Consider the following 16,921-nt stretch of genomic DNA (forward strand, 5'->3'; position numbering starts at 1 on the left):
CCGATCCTGTGCCTTGCCGATTATCCCAGATCATGCCTGCTGCGTGGGGTAGAGCGTCAGGATGTTGACGTTGACCCTTGGCGGTTGCGACACCGCGTAGAGCATGGCTGCGGCGATGTCCTCGCTCTCCAGCTGCTCCATGTCGCCCAGTCTTTGCTCTACCGCCAGGCGCACGTCATGGCGCATGTTGGCGGTGAACTCGGTCCTGACCGCGCCCGGCTCGATCACGGTGACGCGGATGCCATCCTTGCCGAGTTCGCGGCGCAGCGATTCAGCCATGGCGCTGGCCGCATGCTTGGTGCCGGAATAGACGACCGAAGGGTGGATGTAGCGGCCGGTGCCCGACGAGACGATGACGATGTGGCCTGAACCCTGCCGTTTCATCGCCGGCAGCGCTGCGTTGACCGTATAGAGCAAACCCAGAATGTTGATATCGACCATCGCCCGGTATTCGCTGGTGGTGGTGTTCTGGAAGGGGGCGGCGACGCCGACGCCGGCGACATTGCACAGCATGTCCAGTCGGCCATGGCTTTCCAGCACGCGACTGACCATGGCGGTTGCCTGCTCCTCGTCGGTGATGTCGGCCTCGATCACGAGCACCTCGCCGCCAGCCTCGCGGATGCGCTTGGCCAGATCGTCAAGCCGCTGCCTGCGCCGTGCCGCAATGGCAACGACCGCGCCTTGCGCCGCCAGCGCAAGTGCGGTTGCCCTCCCGATGCCGGAGGAGGCGCCGGTCACCAGGGCGATTTTTCCGTTGAGTTTCGGCATGCTCGTTGCTCCTGTTCAGAGGGAGATTCAGATGCGCTCGAGGCCGCTGATCGGCGACGTTCGAGACATGTCCTCAAGCTAGGCAGCAGACGTCTTGCGGAAAATGGGATAGAATTCCATCATACTCATTGGAGAATATGGCATAATGCGCGGAAGCGACTATGCGGAGCTGAAGGCCTTTGCCACTGTCGTCGCGCATGGCAATTTTGCTCGTGCCGCGGAAGATCTCCGGATTTCGGCATCGACGCTCAGCCAGACGATCCGCCAGCTCGAAGCGCGGCTTGGTCTGCGCCTGCTCAACCGCACGACCCGCAGTCTCTCGCTGACCGAAGCCGGTGCGCGCCTGCATGCGCGCTTCGCCCCGGCCATGGCCGAGATGGAGGCGGCGGTCGGCGATGCCGCCGCCTTGCGTGACATGCCGGCCGGCATCTTGCGCGTCCATATGCCCAGTGTCGCTGCCGCCACCTATCTGGAGCCGGTGCTCGGTCGTTTCTATGAGACATGGCCGGACATCGTGCTCGATGTGACGATCGACGATGCCGCCATCGACATTGTCGGGGCCGGCTATGATGTCAGCGTCAGACTTGGTGAATTTCTCGAAGCCGACATGGTTGCCGCGCCGCTTGGCGGTACGCAACGCCAACTCGCGGTGGCTTCGCCGGACTACATTGCCCGTCACGGATCGCCATCAGCACCCGCGGATCTGCTCCAGCACCGCTGCATCAACTGGCGCCGGCCGGGCAGCGCCGGCCTCTACACATGGGAATTCGCCAGGGATGGCCAATGGTTCTCGGTCGCGGTCAACGGTCCGCTGGTTGTCTCCAGCCGCGGCATGGCAATTGCGGCCGCGGTGCAGGGCGTCGGCATTGCCTTCTGGGCGGAAGAGCTGGTGCGTCCGCTGATCGACGCCGGCAAACTGGTCTCGTTGCTGGATGAGTGGTGCGCGATGTTTCCGGGCTGGTTCCTCTGCTACCAGAAGCAGCGCCATACACCGCCGGCGGTGCGCGCCTTCGTCGATTTCCTGCGGCATGCGCATGCCGGCCGGCAAGCAATGCCGGGCGGTTGACCGATTGTCCGTCGACCCTGCGGAGCATGCGCCGGGCAGCTTCCTCGATGACAGCCGGCCCAGGCCTGGCGCAATGCTTTTGGTGCAGGGGGCCGAAAAAACGGCTTTCACTTCAGCTCGAATGGTGCTTTAACCCCCGCATCCACAGGGGTGCTCCGTACGGTCGGGGCTGAGACGGGGGCGGCAAGCCCACAGACCCTAGAAGCTGATCTGGGTAATACCAGCGGAGCGAGGCGGGCGATGTTTTCAGGCGCACAAATTTCCCTATATCCCATGGCCGACGATTTCGTCGGCGTCATTCTTGGCGCGCTGGGCGCGCTCGATCCCTACCGCGATCGACTCAGGATCGAGACCGACGACATCTCGACCTTGCTGGTCGGGCCGCCCGAAGTGCTGTTTCCCGCCATGCGCGACCTGTTCATGGCGGCGGCACGCAGCGGCAAACATTGTGTGTTGTCGGCCACCATCTCGCGCGGCTGCCCGGGCGAGCCGGATGACCCGATCTGCCGCTCCGATGCTCTTGGTGGGCCTGTCGGGCCACTCGGTCCGCGCAAGGATGCGGCCATCGCGGCGGTGCGCAATGCCGATGCCACCGGCCAGCCGGCGGCCGCGCAGTTCTCGCTCTATGTGATGGGCACCGACGACCACATGGACGAGATCTACGGCTGCATCGACTTTCTCAAGCAGTCCGGCGTCTATGAGCGTTCCAAGCATTTCTGCACGAAATTGCGCGGTGATGCCGGTGCGGTCTTTTCGGCGTTGGACGAGGCTTTCTGCCGCTTCGGACCAGGCGCCGGCCACGTAACCCTCGACGTTACGGTCTCGGCCAACAGCCCGTCGGCTGTCTGAAGCTGCCGCCGCTCCCGCGGCCCGTCAAGGTTATCTCCCGTGGTCTCATCATCAGTCGCTTCGCGTCCGATCGCGAGCCTGCTTGCCAAGGCAGTGCCGGCCATGATCTCGGTCGGCTTGCTCCTGCTGGCGTGGCAGCTTTATGCCACCTATTCCGGCATCAAGCCGACGACATTGCCGGCGCCGTCGCGTGTCTTCGAGCAAGCGATGCTCAATCGCGAGGCGCTGGTCGAAAACGCCATTCCGACGATCCGCGCCACGCTGCTTGGCTTTGCCTGTTCGCTCAGCGCCGCCTTTGCGCTGTCGATGCTGGTCGACTTCTTCCAGCCGCTGCGGCGTGCGCTGTTTCCCGTCTTCATCGTCAGCCAGACCTTGCCGCTGGTAGCGATTGCGCCGTTGGTGGTGCTGTGGTTCGGTTTCGGACTGGCACCCAAGATCATGCTGGTGGCACTGGTCACCTTCTTTCCGATGTTGGTGGCATTGGTCGAGGGCTATGAGGCGACCGAGGCCGAGATCGGGCAAATGCTGCGCGCCATGGGAGCAGGGCGCTGGCGCATCTTCGTGCTGGCGCGGCTGCCTTCGGCGCTGCCTTACTTCTTTGCTGGCCTGAGGATCTCCATCACCTATGCGGTGGTCGGCGCCATCTTCGCCGAATATGCCGGGGCCGCGAAGGGGCTGGGCATCTACATGCTCAACGCCAAGAACAATTTCCGCCCCGATCTGGTGCTGGCCGCCGTCGGTGTCAGCGCCGCGCTGACACTTGTCCTGTTCGGGTTGACTGTGTTGCTGCAGGGCCTTGCCATGCCCTGGGAGCGCGCCGGCAAGGAAACCGCAGGGAAGAGGCCGTGGCGATGAGCAGGCTCGAGCTGCGGCATGTGCACAAGGCGTTCGGTGGGCTGGACGTGCTGGCCGATATCTCGCTGAGTGTCGGCGCGGGTGAATTCGTCTCGATCCTCGGGCCCTCGGGTGCCGGCAAATCGACGCTGTTCCAGCTTCTGACCGGCGCCGAGCATGGCGAGGGCGAGATGTTGTTCGACGGCGTGCGACTCGACGACCACGGCAGGCACTTCGCCTTCATGCCGCAACGCGATGCGCTGATGCCGTGGCGACGCATCCTCGACAACACGACGCTCGGGCTCGAAGTGCAAGGCATCAGGCGCAAGGCGGCGCGGGCGCGCGTCGCGCCGCTGTTTGCCGAGTTCGGGCTTGCCGGCTTCGAGGAGCATTTTCCCGCGCAGCTGTCCGGCGGCATGCGGCAGCGCGCGGCGCTTTTGCGCACGGTGGTGCAGGAGCGTGACATGCTGCTGCTCGACGAGCCGTTCGGTGCGCTCGATGCACTGACCCGCACCGCCATGCAGCGCTGGCTCGAACAGATGTGGCGGCACCACCGTTGGACGGCGCTTCTGATCACTCACGACGTACGCGAAGCCGTGTTCCTGTCCGACCGCATCTATGTGCTGTCGGCGCGCCCGGCCCGCATCGTCCGTGAAATCAAGGTGCCGCTGCCGCGCCCGCGCAGCGTTGGCGGCGCTGCTGCGCGCCAGGCAAGTGCGCTCGAGGCCGAAATCCTCGACATCATCCTCAACCCCAACCCATCCAAAGGACACGACCATGACTGACTTGACGCGCCGGCAGGCCTTGTTGCTGACCCTTGCCACAGGCCTTCCGCTCGTTGCCGGATCGGGGCGAGCCCGAGCACAATCGGCGGCACAAAAGGTCACCGTCGCCCTCGACTGGACGGTCAACACCAACCACATCGGACTGTTCGTCGCCCGCGACAAGGGCTTTTATCGCGAGGCCGGTCTCGAGGTCGACATCCTGCCCTACAGCGATACCGGTGCGGGCACGCTGGTTGCAAATCGCGTCGCCGATTTCGGCATCAACGGCACCATCAGCCTGTTCACCCAGAAAACCGCCGGGGCGGATCTGAAGGGCGTCTATGCGGTGGTACAGTCTGAAACTGGCCGCGTGGTCTTCAATGCTGCGCGCGACGAGATCAAAAGCCCGAGAAGCCTTGACGGCTTGACCTATGGCGGCTTCGGCAGTGCCTGGGAGAACGCACTGATATCGACCATCATCCGCCATGACGGCGGCAAGGGTAATTTCGAGACGGTGACGCTCGGTACCTCAGCCTATGAGGCGCTGGCCAATGGTTCGGTCGATTTCACGCTTGAAGTCTCGACCTGGGAGGGTGTCGAAGCCGAACTCAAGGGCGTCAAACAGCGCAGTTTCGTCTATGCCGATTACGGCGTGCCTGATGAGCACACCACACTGATCTCTTCGAGCGAAGCCTATCTCCAGGCAAACCCCAAGCTTGCGGTCGCCTTCGTCCAGGCGACACGGCGCGGCTACCAGTTCGCCGTCGACAGTCCCGATGAGGCGACAGCCCTGTTGATCGCGGCCAACAAGGATGCACTGACCAATCCGGCGTTGATCCACGCTTCGCTGAAAGCGCTGATCGACGGCCATTATCTATGCAGTCAAAGCGGCGCCATCGGGACGATGGATCCGGCCAAGATGGACGCGATCGGCGACTATCTCTTCGCCTCCGGTATTTTGCGCGATGCCGATGGCAAAGCTCTGGCGCAACGCCCTGATTTCGCAAAGTATTTCAGCAATTCAATTCTGGGGTAGGGAGTCAATCGGCTTCTCGAGCTTCGAGGAAATGGCTAGCCAGTCAAAGAGGTCACGAGGCGCGACAGATCCACGTCGGACGCATAGATCAGCGAGTCCCGGCTAATTCCGGGCGATCTCATAGAGCAGAGTGGCTTTGATGTGCCGCCCGGGTTCACCCTGCAGCGACAATGCGGCTGCGTAGAGTTTTGCCACGGCTGGGCAGAGACCTTCGAATTCCCGGCTGACATTGGCAATGGCAGTTATCTCGGCGGTAGTGCCGCCAGCGTTGATGAAAGCGTCGGCCAGCAGCGACCAGTCTTCATCGCTGGCTGAAGCGGCGGGCAGGCCGCCCTTCTTCGCTGCGCCGAAGGCGTGGAACAGGGTGGCGCCGACCTTGTCCATGTCGATCAGGAAATCCTGGTCCGGCGCGTTGAGCGCGCCGGCCCTTCACGAAGGTAGTTGTTGCAGATGGCAGTGGTTTCCCGCGCCATGACATGGTTGAGCATATCCAATTGTGCACGTAGTGCTTCGGCGGCTTTGCTGTTCGGAGCCGAGGACAGCAGGGATGCGCATCTTCGCCTGAGATCGTCGACAGCCATCCTGCTCGTATTTCGCACTTGATCGACATTTCCAAGTTTGGCCACGGCCGTGATGTTTTCTACGACCGCGTCGTAGTCGTCTGGAAACTCCTGCTTGATTGCCCTGAAAATCTGGCTTCCCTGGCTCCGAATCTGTTCGCTTACCTGAGCTGCGGTCAGCGTTTGTGGATCGGGCGAACCCGCCCACGGTCTGGTAGAGATATTTACCGCCGGCAAAGCCGACCGCCCAGGGCAATACCTTTGCCGCAACAAAGGACAAAGCAGCGACCGCCGCCACGCCCAAGCCTTTCCAACGTGACATCTGGCAGCCCTCACAAACCTTGTCTCTATTTCGCCCCGAGGCTCAGCGCTTTCTTGCGGTCGGCCTCGGCGCGCTTGCGGTTGCCCTTGGCGTCCCACGCCCTGCTCCGCACTTTGTAGGCGGCGGCGAAATCCGGTTTGAGCTTTATCGTCTGGCTCAAATCGGCGATGGCCCCGTCATAATCCGCCTTGCTGATCCGAATCACGCCCCGGCCCAAATAAGCAAAGGGGTTCTTGCGATCGAGGCTGAGCGCCCTTTCGAAATCACGTAACGCTGCGACGTCCTCATGCCTGCCCATCAATATGAGGCCCCGATCGGCATAGACCCTTGCGTCCTTGGTATTGAGACTGATGGCCTTTCCGTAGTCAGCAAGCGCCCCGTCGTAATCTCTTTGGAAACCGCGGTTCTGACCACGATCGTAGTAGGTGTCGGCAAAATTCGGATTGAGCGTGATTGCCTGACTGTAATCGGCGACGGCATGAGCGTAGTCGCCCTTGGATCCCCAGGCCATCGCTCGGGCCAGATAGGCGTCGTGGAATGCCGGAAAGAGCGCAATCGCCTTGTCGTAAAGCGCTATGGCGCCGTCATAGTCGTCCCTCTCGTGCAGCGTCCAGCCCTTGCTGAACGCCTGCGCGGCTGGCGAAGCGCTACTTGGCTTGGCCTCCTTGCCAGCTTGGCCAACGGCTTCGTCTGACGTCTTTAAGGCGTTCGCCTTTGCCGCCACTGCCAGTTTGCGGCCTTTACGAGCGAGGGCCAGCTTTGGATTGAGCTTCAGCGCCTGATCAAAGTCGGCAATGGCTTGGTCGTAATCGCCCTTCGCGAACCAGGTGTTGCCACGGCCGAAATAGACGGGCGCGTAGCCGGGCTCGATTTCGACCGCGCGATTGTAGTCGGCGATGGCGCGATCCAGTTCGCTCTTCTTGCCCCACGCAATGGCGCGGCCGAGGTAAGCGTCGAAATAAGTCGGATAGAGCTCGATCACCTTGCCGTAGTCGTCGATGGCACCATCATAATCACTCTTCTCGACGCGTGACAGTCCTCGCCCGACATAGGCGGCGGCCTTCCTTGGATCGAGCATGATCGCGCGGCTGTACTCGGCGATCGCGCGATCGTATTTGCGCTTCCTGTAGAACGCATTGCCACGATCCATGAAGGCCTTGAGGTTCTTGGGATCCGAGCCGACGGCACCCGGCGCGGCGCCGCCTTTCTTCAACGCGGCCACGGCCGCCTTGCGGGCGACCGCGTAGTCCGGATTGCCCGGATAGAGCCTTATCGCCTGGTCGAAGTCGGCAATGGCGCCATTATAGTCCTTGCTGTCGGCTCGTTCTATGCCGCGCCCGTAATAGCTGGGGGCATTCTTGGCATCGATCTCGATCGCCGCCGAATAGGCTGTGATGGCTCGCTGGGTATCGCCCTTCACGTGCCAGGCCATGCCGATGCAGAAATATGCATCCAGCACCTTCGGATCGAGCGTGGCGGCCCGGCCGCAATCGAGGAGAGCACCTTCGGCATCCTCGGTCGTGGCCTTGGCCATGCCCCGGCGAACATAGGCAGAGACCATATTCGGGAGGAGCTTGATCACCTGGTCATAGTCGGCAATCGCTCGATCATAGGCGCGCTTGGCGTCCCAGGCTTTGCCGCGGCCGAAATAGGCAAGGGGGCTGTCGGGGTCGAGCGTGATCGCCTTGCCATACGCGCCGATTGCCTGGTCATACTTGCCGGCATCCGACAGGCTATCGCCGTGCCTTACCGCGGCCAGAACGTGCGGGTCCGTCGCCTGAATGAGCTCCGCCATCTTGGCGGCGGACAGCTTGCCGTCGGACCGGGCTTTATTGGCGGCGTTCTGCGGGGCCAAGGGTTCGGCGCCGGGTTGCAGCTCGGCTTTCGCCGCCGCCGCTGCTTTGCGGCTGACGAAATAGTCCGCATTGCCCGGATCGAGCTTGATCGCCTCGTCGAAATCGGCAGTAGCGCCGTCATAGTCTTTCCTGCCGGCCCGCACCATGCCGCGCCCGTAATAGCTGGCATCGTCCTTCGGATCGATCTCGATCGCCACGGAATATGCGGCGAGCGCGCGGGTGGCATCACCCTTCGCATGCCAGGCCATGCCCTTGCAGAAGTATGCGTCGCGCGCCTTCGGATCGAGCGTGGCGGCTCGGCCGCAATCGGCGAGAGCACCATCGATGTCGCCAAGGGTGACCTTGGCGAGGCCCCGGCGAAAATGAGCCGCGGCAAAATCGGGGGCGAGTTCGATGACCTCGTCGTAGTCGGCGATCGCCTGCTCGTAGGCTCGTTTGGCAGCCCAGGCCTTGCCGCGGCCGAAATAGGCAAACCGGTTGTTCGGATCGAGCGAGATCGCCTGGTTGTAGGCGCCGATCGCCTGATCGTACTTGCCCATGTCCAGGAAGGCATCGCCGCCAAGGATCGCTTCCAGGGCGCGCGGGTCGGTCGCCTCCAGGGCCTTCGCGGCCAGCGTGTCTTGCGTGGCCGCCATATTCGAAACGGTGGCTCGCGGATTCGGCTCTTGTGTGTCTGGCAACGGTGCCGACTTGCTATCGTTGCCCGCAACCTGTTCCCGGCAGCTTCCCGCCCATTTTGGATCGAGCTCGGCGGCACGACGGCAATCCGCCGCCGCACCGATCATATCGCCCTTTAGTGTCCTGGCGCCGGCCCGGCTGAAATAGGCTTCGGCGTTCTCGGGATCGAAGCTGATCGCCTTGTCGAAATCGAGAAGTGCGCCTTCGACGCCATATTTTGCAAGCCGCGCCTCGGCGCGCTCGAGCAGGACTTTTGCGGCTGCCGGGTCCCTTGTCCCAGTGGCAACCAACGGAGCTGTTTCGCCTGGCGCGCGTTCGCTGCAAGAGCCTGCGCGCTTCGGGTCGAGTTCGATGGCGCGCCGACAGTCGGTGGCGGCAATGGCGTAATTTCCCTGGGATGCCTCGGCAAGCGCCCGGTCGTGAAAGGCTTCGGCGTTGTAAGGATCTAGCTGGATCGCAAAGCTGAATGAGTCTATCGCGCCTCTGACGTCGCCTTGCACCTGCTGTTCCAGCCCCCGTTTGAGGTTCCAGGCAACAAGCTCGGAGTGGTCCTCTTTGGGGTATAGTTGTAGCGGTTCGTACACAGGGGATGCGGCAGGTTTGGGTGTCTGTGGCACAGCAGGCGCCTTCGCACCCTCCGGTCCTATGTCGCAGCCACCTGCCTTCTTCGGATCGAGTTCGATGGCTTTTCGGCAATCGGCGGCTGCGCCGACCGCGTCGCCGTTGCGTGTCCGCACCAGGGAGCGGCCGAAATAGGCCCTCGCATATTTCACATCAAGGGCGATCGCCTTGTCGAAATCGGCTATGGCGAGATCATTGTAGCCCTTGCTCGCCCAGGCGACGGCCCGGTAGTAATAGCCGTCGATACCAGCGGCATCGAGTTCCACCGCGGTGCTGGCGTCGGCAATCGCGCGAGTCCAATCGTTCTTGCCGAGCCAGGCAGCACTCCGGTTGGCATAGGCGTCGGCGTTCTTGGGATCAAGGCCCAGCACAACGTCATAGTCGGCTATGGCGTGGTCGAATTCGCCCGTGGCGGCGCGAGCAATGGCACGGTTGATATAGACGATCAGGTCCTTCGGATCGATGCGGATCGCCTCGTCATATTCGGCGACGGCGCGCACCAGGTCGCCCTTCCTGTCCCAGGCGGTGCCGAGGCCGGCATGTGCCTTGCCGTTTTGTGGATCGGCCTCGATCGCTTGTTGAAAATCGAGAATGGCCGCATCGGTACGGCCTTTGCGCAGGAAGGCGGCGCCGCGGCTGGAATAAGCATCGCTCGACGATGGCTCCAGGCTGATGGCGAGGTTGAAGTCCGCGATAGCGCGGTCGTTGTCTCCCTTGTCGTACCAATCGGCTCCGCGGTTGAAGTATGCCGATGCCTGTTTGGGATCGAGCGCAATCGCCTCGCTGTAGTCCGCGATCGACCGATCGTAGTCCTGCTTGTCGTCCCGGGCGACGCCCCGATGGAAGTAGGCCATGACGCGGATACGAGGCGGCTCCGTGGTGTCCTCAGCGATCGGCGTGCAGGCGGCGATGCGCTTGTCTGGCTCGATGTCCTTGCCTATGCAGGTTGCGTAGTCCCTCTCTGTGGCGAGCGCCGGTGCGTTCAAGGCAAGAATGACAGCAAGCCCAGCCAACAGCCGGCCGGGCGAAACTTTCATCGGCACACGCAATCCAATCACGGCGAAGGGCAGCGCCGCACCTTTCCAGCTCGCCATATCGCTGGTCCTCCCCCCGAAAAGCCTTGGTCCGCCTCAGCGGTAATTGACTTATTGTTCTTTATTTGTTCCAAAATGCAAGCATAAATTGCAATGTTGCAGAACGATCTGTCCCGCGGTGCGGGGGCAGCTCGGATGCCTTCGGTAGCATTGATCCCGTTTAATGCTGATCCGATCTTGTTGATTAACTGCCCGGCAATGGTTGCATGCAAAGGTTGCCCTGAGGGATCATTGGGATGCTTGCCTTGCTCATATCAAAAATCGAAACCCCTTCGCACGTCAAAGACTACGGGATTCTGTCCGCAATCCGAAAGCGCGAAATCCTCGTCGACTTGCGCGAAGGCTTCTTCAGGGCGTGCGCGCTGGCTTTCGCGGGGATGTTCGTCTACCGCGGCGTGTATCACCTTATGCTCGACCCGACCCGTATCAATGTGGCGCTGGTGGCGATTTCCGAGATCCTGACCTTTACCTGGCTGCTTCTGTCTCGGCGGCCGACGGTTCGCGACTGGAACCCGCTCACGGTGGTTGTCTCCGTGATCGCCAGCTTCGGTGTCGGCTTCATAGCCCTCGAGCCAGGCGTGGCCATCATACCGGTCTATGTCGCGGCGCCGCTGCAGGTCTTGGCATTAGGGTTCGTGATCTGGGGAAAGATGTCGCTGGGGCGCTCGTTCGCCATTCTGCCGGGAAATCGCGGCGTGATGACCGGCGGTGCCTATCGTCTGGTGAGGCACCCGATCTATGCCGGCTACCTCATCGGTCATGTCCTGTTCCTGCTGTCGGCCTTTTCCTTCTACAATCTTGCCGTCTATGCCGTGATCACCTTCTTCCAGGTGCATCGCATCCTGCGCGAAGAGGCGTTGCTGGCCGCCACGCCGGAATACCGGGACTATATGAAGCGCGTCCATTACAGGCTGTACTACGGGATCGTCTGACAACAGGGCGACCAACCCCCTGCTGCCGCCTGCCGTATTTGCGAGCAGGTGCGTGCTTCCGACCATCGTCCGTTTGGGCCTGATCTGGCTTCAGCTGTAACGGTGTCTGGGGCCGGCGATGGGTAATTTTCCGGTCGGCTGGTCACCGTAGTCGCGCCAGCTTTGCAGCGATCGAACACAATCGCTCGCTGAGATATAGGTCACTTAGTGGCGGTCAAAAAATCGATTCTGATCTCTAGATCAAACTAATGTCGAGTATATGCGAAATTTATATATAAAACTTTTTACAATTAAATTTTTAACAATAATATTATTGTCGATTTGCAATTTCAAAAATAAATACCATCAGTATTGCTTGTTGTTCTGTATTTGAAACTGAATCTCGCCTGCTGCGTATTTGATCTAGTAATCGGTATTCACCGGCTGCCTCAGCGCAACGAAAACAGGAGAGTGTTATGGCTTTTACCATCAAGACAGTCACCAGTGTGTTGGCAGGTAGTGCAGTAATCTTGGCTCTTTGCCTGCCGGCGAATGCCGCAGGCCTCGGTCTTGGCGCTGGTGCCTCGGTGGGTGGTAGCGGCGGCGTCAACACTGGCGCCGGGACCTCCATTGGCGGCAGCGGTGGCGTCAATGCGGGTGCAGGAGCAAGTGCCGGGGGTAGCAACGGCGTTAACGCAGGACTTGGCACCACGGTTGGCGGTCAAAATGGTGCGGGTGTCGGTATCGGCACCGGCATCGGCGTCGGCGGAACAAACGCAAGCAATCCTTCCAACACCAGCCTGCCAGGTGTCGTCGCCGACATGTCGGATAGCCAGGTGGCGCGTATGAAGAAGCGTTGCGTCGACGTGTTGAACAGCTCAGGCAGCTACGACCGCGACCTGCGCCAGCTGTGTCTGTTGATCTCGCGCCGCTAAGGTAGAAAAATACCCGGCCCGCTGCCGCAAGGTGACGGGCCTTTTCCATTTGCCAGCGACTCTTCTTCGGGCGGTTTGCTTGGCACAATAGCGCGGAACGGTAGGGCCGCTCGAACGTTCAAGTCATCGAAACATCGCATGCGACGATGTTCAAACCGGCGCGTCAGCGCCTACAGGAGCGGGAACAGCCATGAGTCTAGGAACCATTCTCATCATTATCCTCATCATTGCGCTGCTTGGCGGCTTCAGCGGCCTTGGCGGCGGTCCGTTCTACGGAACCGGCTACTATGGCGGCGGTGGTCTCGGGCTCGTTCTGCTGATCCTCATCGTGCTGGTTGTGCTTGGACGGATCTAGCCGCGCTGCTCGCTTGATTGACTCCGGGGCGATCGCAATCTCGTGACCGGGTCAGTGCCTGTCGCGCACCGGATTGTGATGTGTGCGGGCCTGCTTGTGATCCGGCCCGTTTCGAAATTCTTGTAAGGTGATCGCGGTCCACACCCCCCGTGGAAACAAGAGGAGAGGGTCCCACCCCTTGTCCTCCTCCAAGGCCCGCTCCGGTTCACCGTGGCGGGCTTTTGCTTGACGGGCGAGGGAACCGGCTTGCGTCGATGCCGTTGAGTTACGGAAGGCTGCCAAATGCCCCCGACGCTGCGGACAACACTCTGCGAAATTCGCGATGATCTTCACGTCCTGCGGCGGATGGTGGCGGCTCGCGGCCATATCGAGACCATCCAGGGAATCGATGCGCTGATTGGCGTGGCGGAAGCAGAGGCCATCAAGATCATCCGCCGTATCGACCGCCATGCCTGAACGGAAAGAAGGATCGCAATGAACGTCAAGGAAATGACGCGGCCGGACTGCGTTGCCCTGTTGAAGACGCAACGCCTTGGCCGCCTGGCCTGTGTGCGCGACCTCAGACCCTATGTGGTGCCGATCCATTTTGCCTTCGGTGACAACTTCATTTTCAGCTTCTCGCTTCCCGGCAGGAAGGTCGAGTGGATGCAGGCCAACCCTCGCGTCTGTCTTCAGGTGGATGATGTCGGTGGTACCAATAGCTGGAGGAGTGTCGTCGTGGATGGCCTTTTCGAGGAGTTGCCCAAAGGACCGGACCTGGACGGCATCGCCGGCGTTGAAAGAATGACTGCTCCCGTCGATGGTGATCGCAAATTTGCCTGGTCGCTTCTGACAAGGCATGCGAACTGGTGGGAACCGGGAGCCCTGAAGCCAGGCAACGCCGCGACAGTTTCGGGCAGCCATCTCTTTTATCAGATCAGGATCGAGGCGATATCCGGAAGGCAAGCATCGTGGTAGCGACTTTACGCCGCTCGCGGCACCCGTGAGGTGAACGTCGCCCGGGTGACCGACACGCTGGTGCCGTCAGTGTCGCTGACAACGTCCACCTTGGCCTCCAGCTGTTTCACCAATGCTTCCACGATGGCTGTTCCAAGACCGGTAGCCGGTACATCGTTGGCGATCTTGCCGACGCCATTGTCCGAAACCGTCAGTTTCCAGTCGCTGCCCGCGGTCTCGTAGCTCACCTGGATGCGAGCGCCGGCCTTCTCCTTGGGAAAGGCATATTTGATGGCATTCAGCACGAGTTCGGTGACGATCAGGCCGAGGCTGACGGCCCTTTGCGAATCCATCCTGCCGGCTTCGGCCGTCACGGTGACCGTGATCGGCTGGGCTTCGCCGACCATCGACGAGGCGAGGCTGCCGCACAATTTCGGAAGGTAAGAGCCGACATCGATCTCGTCGACCCCGGCGGAGGTGTGGAGATGGCGTTGCACCTCGGCCACGGACAGAACGCGCTGATGGGCGTCCTTGAGATGCTGGCGCGTCTCTTCCGACGTGACCGAGCGTGCCTTCAGCAACAGGATCGAGGCAATGATCTGCAGGCTGTTGGCAACCCGATGCTCCATCTCGCGCAGCAAGACGTCCTTCTGCCGAAGCAGATCTTCGGTGCGGCTGAGCAGCTCTTCCTTCTCCCGCTCGATGACACGACGGGCGGTTATGTCATTGAAGGCGAGAAGAATGGTGATGGCTGAACTGTGGTCGTAAAGCACCTTGCGGGCATTGAGCAGCATGGTACGGCGGCCGATACGGGGGAAATCATGCTCGACCTCGAAGCCGTCCATGGCGGTTTTTTCGGGAATGATGGTCTCAAGCAGCAGGCGAAGTGCGGGAATATCCCACTGACCGTCGCCGAGCGCGTAGAGCAGCGAGCCCTGGGTCTGCGCGGGGTCCACTTCAAATGTCTTGTAGAAGGAGCGGCTGGCCGCCAGCACGCGAAACTGCTCGTCGAGGACGAGAAAAGGCTCGGTGATCGTGTTGACGATCGCCTGCGCCAGCGTCTGCGCGTCTTCGATATTCGCAATAGGTTGAAACATGGGCACAAGCCAAATGAGCGGCGTTCTGCCACTCCAAGCATGGACACTACACATTTGCCGGACCGCTGTCGCGAATTGAATCCGCCGGCACGGTGATGTGATGTCTCACATCGCCACTAAAAAAGGCGGGCACTTTGCCCGCCTTCATCCGGCTGTTTCCGGGCATGCGCCGTGCGTCAGTTCGCGCCGCCGAGCTGCTTGGTCATCTTGCAGAAATTGTCATGCGACTTGGCAATGGCCTCGTCGCCACATTCCTTCATCATGCCTGCGCGGTCTTCTTCCTTCATAGCCATCCAGGCGGCCTTGAATTCCGCCTCGGATTTCATGGTCTTCATGCCGGCATCGGTGAAGAAGGGCGACATCTTCGCCGGATCGTCGAGCGCCGACGTGTTGCCAGCGGCCAGCGCTGAGCCAGTCATCATCGCAAGCGCCATCGCGCCCATAGTGAGCATCTTGAGGTTCATTTGGGAATTCCTCTCTGTCGAGGTCATTGGAATAAACGACCTGCAGACAAACGGGATCGAGAGAAAACAGTTCCTTCAGAGGAGTATATATTAAAACGAGATTTTATTTTGTCGGCCCGTCCTAGCACGGTGCCGAGCCAATTGGATCCGCGGCGATATTCTCGATTCTCGGCGAGGTCACAGACATTGAGTTGAGCCGAGGTCGGGCGGCTGCGGATTACTCCATGTCAGGCACGTCGCCGCTGACGAAGAGCGTGTTCGGCGGGCCGTATTCGCCCAGCGTCGGATCGGCCTCGCGGCTCCAGGCGATGACGCCGGCATGCTTTGCCGCCAGAGCTCTGGCGGTGCGTATGGCGCGATCCTCGCTCTGCTGGTCGGCGGGCCCAAAGGCTGGAAACAATTCGCCATCCTCGCCGCGATCGAACGCGACCACGACGATCAGCCTGGGATTTTTCTGGCCACTGGACTCGGACATCTTGCACCTTTCTTCCGGAACCTATCACAATACAGGGAATTAGGTCGGCACGTTCGATTCCGGAGGTGGGGTGGTGCAAGACCAACGTTTCGATGAGCCGGTCAGGATTGCGCTCGGCCGATCGCGAAACTCGATCTTCAACGTGGAGAGGGTTGCTCAGGCTGCCGACATCCTGATGAACCGCTGGCCGGTTGTGACCGGGCAAAGGCACATGGTTGCCCGCAAGGTCTGTCTGGCCGTGCTGGAGGGCAAGAAAGAAGCCTCGGCGGCACGGGCGGCATTCATCAACGCCGCGATCGAGGCGGACATCCTCGTTGAGCCCCGTGAGGTGTCGATACCGTAGCGTGTCCGGCCAAGGTTGAATCAAGACCTGGCGCTATCCTCTTGATTGATTGCGGTCTTTTCGGTTGATCGGTGGTCGGCTTTTCGGAATCCGTATGCCGGCCTGTCGTCGGCGGTTTTGTTGGCATTCCGCAACCTTCGCGCCCGTTGGCCTGCTTTTGGATCCGTTGACACGGCGTCGGTGTCCATATATTGAACAGGATTATACAGGTTCACTGAACAGGTACCTATATGAAGCGGCGCGCGGTTCAACTGTCTCCAGGCACGGGCAAGCCCGAGCAGATCGCTACCGTTCTGGAACATGAAATCCGGTCCGGCGTTCTCGGCTTCGGCGACCGCCTGCAAAGCGAGAATGAGCTGGTCCAGCGCTTCTCCGTCAGCCGCAACACGGTCCGCAAGGGCCTCGAGGAACTGTCCAGCCGCGGGCTGATCACCACCAAGGTCGGCATCGGCTCGTTCGTCACCTTCGACGGCAAGCCGGTCGATGACGCCATCGGCTGGTCGCGCGCGCTGGCCAATGCTGGCGCCAATGCCGAGACGCGGACGCTGCGGCTGGAGGTCATCGAAGACACCGATCTGGCTGCGCTGCTTGGTATCGAAAGCCCGTTCTTCATTGCCGTCGACCGGGTGCGCACCAACGCCAGCGACGGCCATGCGATCTCCATCGAGCGCAGCCGGCTGCCATTGTCACCCGAGCTTGAGGACGTACCGTTGCGCGGATTGCGCGAGGGCTCGCTGCACCAGACGCTGCGCGTCGCCGGCCTCATTCCCGACCATGGCGAGGAATGGGTCGAGATCGAGATGCTCAATGCCGAGGATGCGGCTATCCTCGGCTGCCCGCAAGGCACGCCGTTTCTGCGCGGCCGCCGGCTGACGCGTGCCGCCGACGACCGGCCGATCGAATATGTCACCAGCCTGCTCAACCCGGCGCATTTCGCGCTGCATATGAGGTTCTGAG

The 16,921-nt window shown here is 61.3% G+C and carries 19 protein-coding genes and 1 riboswitch; of the genes, 12 read left to right on the top strand and 7 right to left on the bottom strand.

Features of this window, described 5'->3' with window-relative positions:
• Window positions 1–30: 30 nt before the first annotated feature.
• Complete coding sequence (locus tag ACZ89F_RS09520; protein WP_476091463.1) at window positions 31–768, bottom strand: SDR family oxidoreductase; 738 nt, start codon at window positions 766–768, stop codon at window positions 31–33.
• A 145-nt stretch (window positions 769–913) separates the two neighbouring features.
• On the opposite strand from ACZ89F_RS09520, the gene ACZ89F_RS09525 reads away from it, so the two are divergent.
• The 5 genes from ACZ89F_RS09525 to ACZ89F_RS09545 all read left to right on the top strand — a co-directional run bounded on the left by ACZ89F_RS09525 (window position 914) and on the right by ACZ89F_RS09545 (window position 5,317).
• Window positions 914–1,834, top strand: coding sequence for a LysR family transcriptional regulator (locus tag ACZ89F_RS09525; RefSeq protein WP_476091464.1), 921 nt, complete (start codon window positions 914–916; stop codon window positions 1,832–1,834).
• 136 nt (window positions 1,835–1,970) lie between these two features.
• A riboswitch (TPP riboswitch) is annotated at window positions 1,971–2,084 on the top strand.
• Complete coding sequence (locus ACZ89F_RS09530; RefSeq protein ID WP_476091465.1) at window positions 2,075–2,683, top strand: YkoF family thiamine/hydroxymethylpyrimidine-binding protein; 609 nt, start codon at window positions 2,075–2,077, stop codon at window positions 2,681–2,683. Its footprint overlaps the riboswitch before it by 10 nt.
• Window positions 2,684–2,785: 102 nt before the next feature.
• A complete protein-coding gene (locus ACZ89F_RS09535; protein ID WP_476097252.1) occupies window positions 2,786–3,538 on the top strand; it encodes an ABC transporter permease in 753 nt (250 codons plus the stop codon).
• On the top strand, window positions 3,535–4,302 hold the full coding sequence (locus tag ACZ89F_RS09540; protein WP_476091466.1) for an ABC transporter ATP-binding protein: 768 nt from the start codon (window positions 3,535–3,537) through the stop codon (window positions 4,300–4,302). Before ACZ89F_RS09535 ends, ACZ89F_RS09540 begins: the two co-directional genes overlap by 4 nt.
• Window positions 4,295–5,317, top strand: coding sequence for an ABC transporter substrate-binding protein (locus tag ACZ89F_RS09545; RefSeq protein WP_476091467.1), 1,023 nt, complete (start codon window positions 4,295–4,297; stop codon window positions 5,315–5,317). The genes ACZ89F_RS09540 and ACZ89F_RS09545 overlap by 8 nt, the downstream gene beginning before the upstream one ends.
• 102 nt (window positions 5,318–5,419) lie before the next feature.
• Here the strand turns inward: ACZ89F_RS09545 and ACZ89F_RS09550 are convergent, their stop codons facing one another.
• The 3 genes from ACZ89F_RS09550 to ACZ89F_RS09560 form a co-directional block, all read right to left on the bottom strand.
• A complete protein-coding gene (locus ACZ89F_RS09550) occupies window positions 5,420–5,701 on the bottom strand; it encodes a hypothetical protein (RefSeq protein WP_476091468.1) in 282 nt (93 codons plus the stop codon).
• 5 nt (window positions 5,702–5,706) lie between these two features.
• On the bottom strand, window positions 5,707–6,114 hold the full coding sequence (locus ACZ89F_RS09555) for a hypothetical protein (protein ID WP_476091469.1): 408 nt from the start codon (window positions 6,112–6,114) through the stop codon (window positions 5,707–5,709).
• A gap of 110 nt (window positions 6,115–6,224) precedes the next feature.
• Window positions 6,225–10,448: a tetratricopeptide repeat protein gene (locus ACZ89F_RS09560; protein WP_476091470.1), complete on the bottom strand. Its 4,224-nt coding sequence runs from the start codon at window positions 10,446–10,448 to the stop codon at window positions 6,225–6,227.
• A 236-nt stretch (window positions 10,449–10,684) separates the two neighbouring features.
• On the opposite strand from ACZ89F_RS09560, the gene ACZ89F_RS09565 reads away from it, so the two are divergent.
• The 5 genes from ACZ89F_RS09565 (at window position 10,685) to ACZ89F_RS09585 (ending at window position 13,606) form a co-directional block, all read left to right on the top strand.
• Window positions 10,685–11,380 carry a methyltransferase family protein gene (locus ACZ89F_RS09565; protein WP_476091471.1) on the top strand — a complete coding sequence of 232 codons (696 nt, stop codon included), beginning with the start codon at window positions 10,685–10,687 and terminating at the stop codon, window positions 11,378–11,380.
• 455 nt (window positions 11,381–11,835) lie between these two features.
• Window positions 11,836–12,294: a hypothetical protein gene (locus ACZ89F_RS09570; RefSeq protein WP_476091472.1), complete on the top strand. Its 459-nt coding sequence runs from the start codon at window positions 11,836–11,838 to the stop codon at window positions 12,292–12,294.
• A gap of 190 nt (window positions 12,295–12,484) precedes the next feature.
• Window positions 12,485–12,649, top strand: coding sequence for a DUF3309 family protein (locus tag ACZ89F_RS09575; RefSeq protein WP_082525567.1), 165 nt, complete (start codon window positions 12,485–12,487; stop codon window positions 12,647–12,649).
• Between the two features lie 282 nt (window positions 12,650–12,931).
• Complete coding sequence (locus tag ACZ89F_RS09580; protein ID WP_476091473.1) at window positions 12,932–13,105, top strand: hypothetical protein; 174 nt, start codon at window positions 12,932–12,934, stop codon at window positions 13,103–13,105.
• 18 nt (window positions 13,106–13,123) lie between these two features.
• A complete protein-coding gene (locus ACZ89F_RS09585; protein WP_476091474.1) occupies window positions 13,124–13,606 on the top strand; it encodes a pyridoxamine 5'-phosphate oxidase family protein in 483 nt (160 codons plus the stop codon).
• Window positions 13,607–13,611: 5 nt separating this feature from the next.
• Here ACZ89F_RS09585 and ACZ89F_RS09590 read toward each other — a convergent pair whose 3' ends face one another.
• The 3 genes from ACZ89F_RS09590 to ACZ89F_RS09600 all read right to left on the bottom strand — a co-directional run bounded on the left by ACZ89F_RS09590 (window position 13,612) and on the right by ACZ89F_RS09600 (window position 15,621).
• A complete protein-coding gene (locus ACZ89F_RS09590; RefSeq protein ID WP_476091475.1) occupies window positions 13,612–14,682 on the bottom strand; it encodes a sensor histidine kinase in 1,071 nt (356 codons plus the stop codon).
• Between the two features lie 176 nt (window positions 14,683–14,858).
• Window positions 14,859–15,146 (bottom strand): hypothetical protein, encoded by a 288-nt coding sequence (locus ACZ89F_RS09595; RefSeq protein ID WP_476091476.1) that lies wholly within the window; start codon window positions 15,144–15,146, stop codon window positions 14,859–14,861.
• A 217-nt stretch (window positions 15,147–15,363) separates the two neighbouring features.
• The gene (locus ACZ89F_RS09600) at window positions 15,364–15,621 is read right to left on the bottom strand and encodes a hypothetical protein (RefSeq protein WP_476091477.1); all 258 of its coding nucleotides are present in this window, start codon (window positions 15,619–15,621) and stop codon (window positions 15,364–15,366) included.
• A 73-nt stretch (window positions 15,622–15,694) separates the two neighbouring features.
• On the opposite strand from ACZ89F_RS09600, the gene ACZ89F_RS09605 reads away from it, so the two are divergent.
• Both ACZ89F_RS09605 and ACZ89F_RS09610 read left to right on the top strand, forming a co-directional pair.
• Window positions 15,695–15,964, top strand: a complete 270-nt coding sequence (locus ACZ89F_RS09605) for a DUF982 domain-containing protein (protein WP_109661454.1) — start codon at window positions 15,695–15,697, stop codon at window positions 15,962–15,964.
• A 230-nt stretch (window positions 15,965–16,194) separates the two neighbouring features.
• A complete protein-coding gene (locus ACZ89F_RS09610; RefSeq protein ID WP_183450658.1) occupies window positions 16,195–16,920 on the top strand; it encodes a GntR family transcriptional regulator in 726 nt (241 codons plus the stop codon).
• Window position 16,921 lies beyond the last annotated feature (1 nt).

The sequence above is a fragment of the Mesorhizobium sp. USDA 3734 genome (assembly GCF_056279665.1).

Excerpts from the sequence above, each read along its gene's own strand:
- ACZ89F_RS09520 (WP_476091463.1), bottom strand. The coding sequence starts at position 768 with ATGCCGAAACTCAACGGAAAAATCGCCCTGGTGACCGGCGCCTCCTCC.
- ACZ89F_RS09525 (WP_476091464.1), top strand. The coding sequence starts at position 914 with ATGCGCGGAAGCGACTATGCGGAGCTGAAGGCCTTTGCCACTGTCGTC.
- ACZ89F_RS09530 (WP_476091465.1), top strand. The coding sequence starts at position 2,075 with ATGTTTTCAGGCGCACAAATTTCCCTATATCCCATGGCCGACGATTTC.
- ACZ89F_RS09535 (WP_476097252.1), top strand. The coding sequence starts at position 2,786 with ATGATCTCGGTCGGCTTGCTCCTGCTGGCGTGGCAGCTTTATGCCACC.
- ACZ89F_RS09540 (WP_476091466.1), top strand. The coding sequence starts at position 3,535 with ATGAGCAGGCTCGAGCTGCGGCATGTGCACAAGGCGTTCGGTGGGCTG.
- ACZ89F_RS09545 (WP_476091467.1), top strand. The coding sequence starts at position 4,295 with ATGACTGACTTGACGCGCCGGCAGGCCTTGTTGCTGACCCTTGCCACA.
- ACZ89F_RS09550 (WP_476091468.1), bottom strand. The coding sequence starts at position 5,701 with ATGGACAAGGTCGGCGCCACCCTGTTCCACGCCTTCGGCGCAGCGAAG.
- ACZ89F_RS09560 (WP_476091470.1), bottom strand. The coding sequence starts at position 10,448 with ATGGCGAGCTGGAAAGGTGCGGCGCTGCCCTTCGCCGTGATTGGATTG.
- ACZ89F_RS09565 (WP_476091471.1), top strand. The coding sequence starts at position 10,685 with ATGCTTGCCTTGCTCATATCAAAAATCGAAACCCCTTCGCACGTCAAA.
- ACZ89F_RS09570 (WP_476091472.1), top strand. The coding sequence starts at position 11,836 with ATGGCTTTTACCATCAAGACAGTCACCAGTGTGTTGGCAGGTAGTGCA.
- ACZ89F_RS09575 (WP_082525567.1), top strand. The coding sequence starts at position 12,485 with ATGAGTCTAGGAACCATTCTCATCATTATCCTCATCATTGCGCTGCTT.
- ACZ89F_RS09580 (WP_476091473.1), top strand. The coding sequence starts at position 12,932 with ATGCCCCCGACGCTGCGGACAACACTCTGCGAAATTCGCGATGATCTT.
- ACZ89F_RS09585 (WP_476091474.1), top strand. The coding sequence starts at position 13,124 with ATGAACGTCAAGGAAATGACGCGGCCGGACTGCGTTGCCCTGTTGAAG.
- ACZ89F_RS09590 (WP_476091475.1), bottom strand. The coding sequence starts at position 14,682 with ATGTTTCAACCTATTGCGAATATCGAAGACGCGCAGACGCTGGCGCAG.
- ACZ89F_RS09595 (WP_476091476.1), bottom strand. The coding sequence starts at position 15,146 with ATGAACCTCAAGATGCTCACTATGGGCGCGATGGCGCTTGCGATGATG.
- ACZ89F_RS09600 (WP_476091477.1), bottom strand. The coding sequence starts at position 15,621 with ATGTCCGAGTCCAGTGGCCAGAAAAATCCCAGGCTGATCGTCGTGGTC.
- ACZ89F_RS09610 (WP_183450658.1), top strand. The coding sequence starts at position 16,195 with ATGAAGCGGCGCGCGGTTCAACTGTCTCCAGGCACGGGCAAGCCCGAG.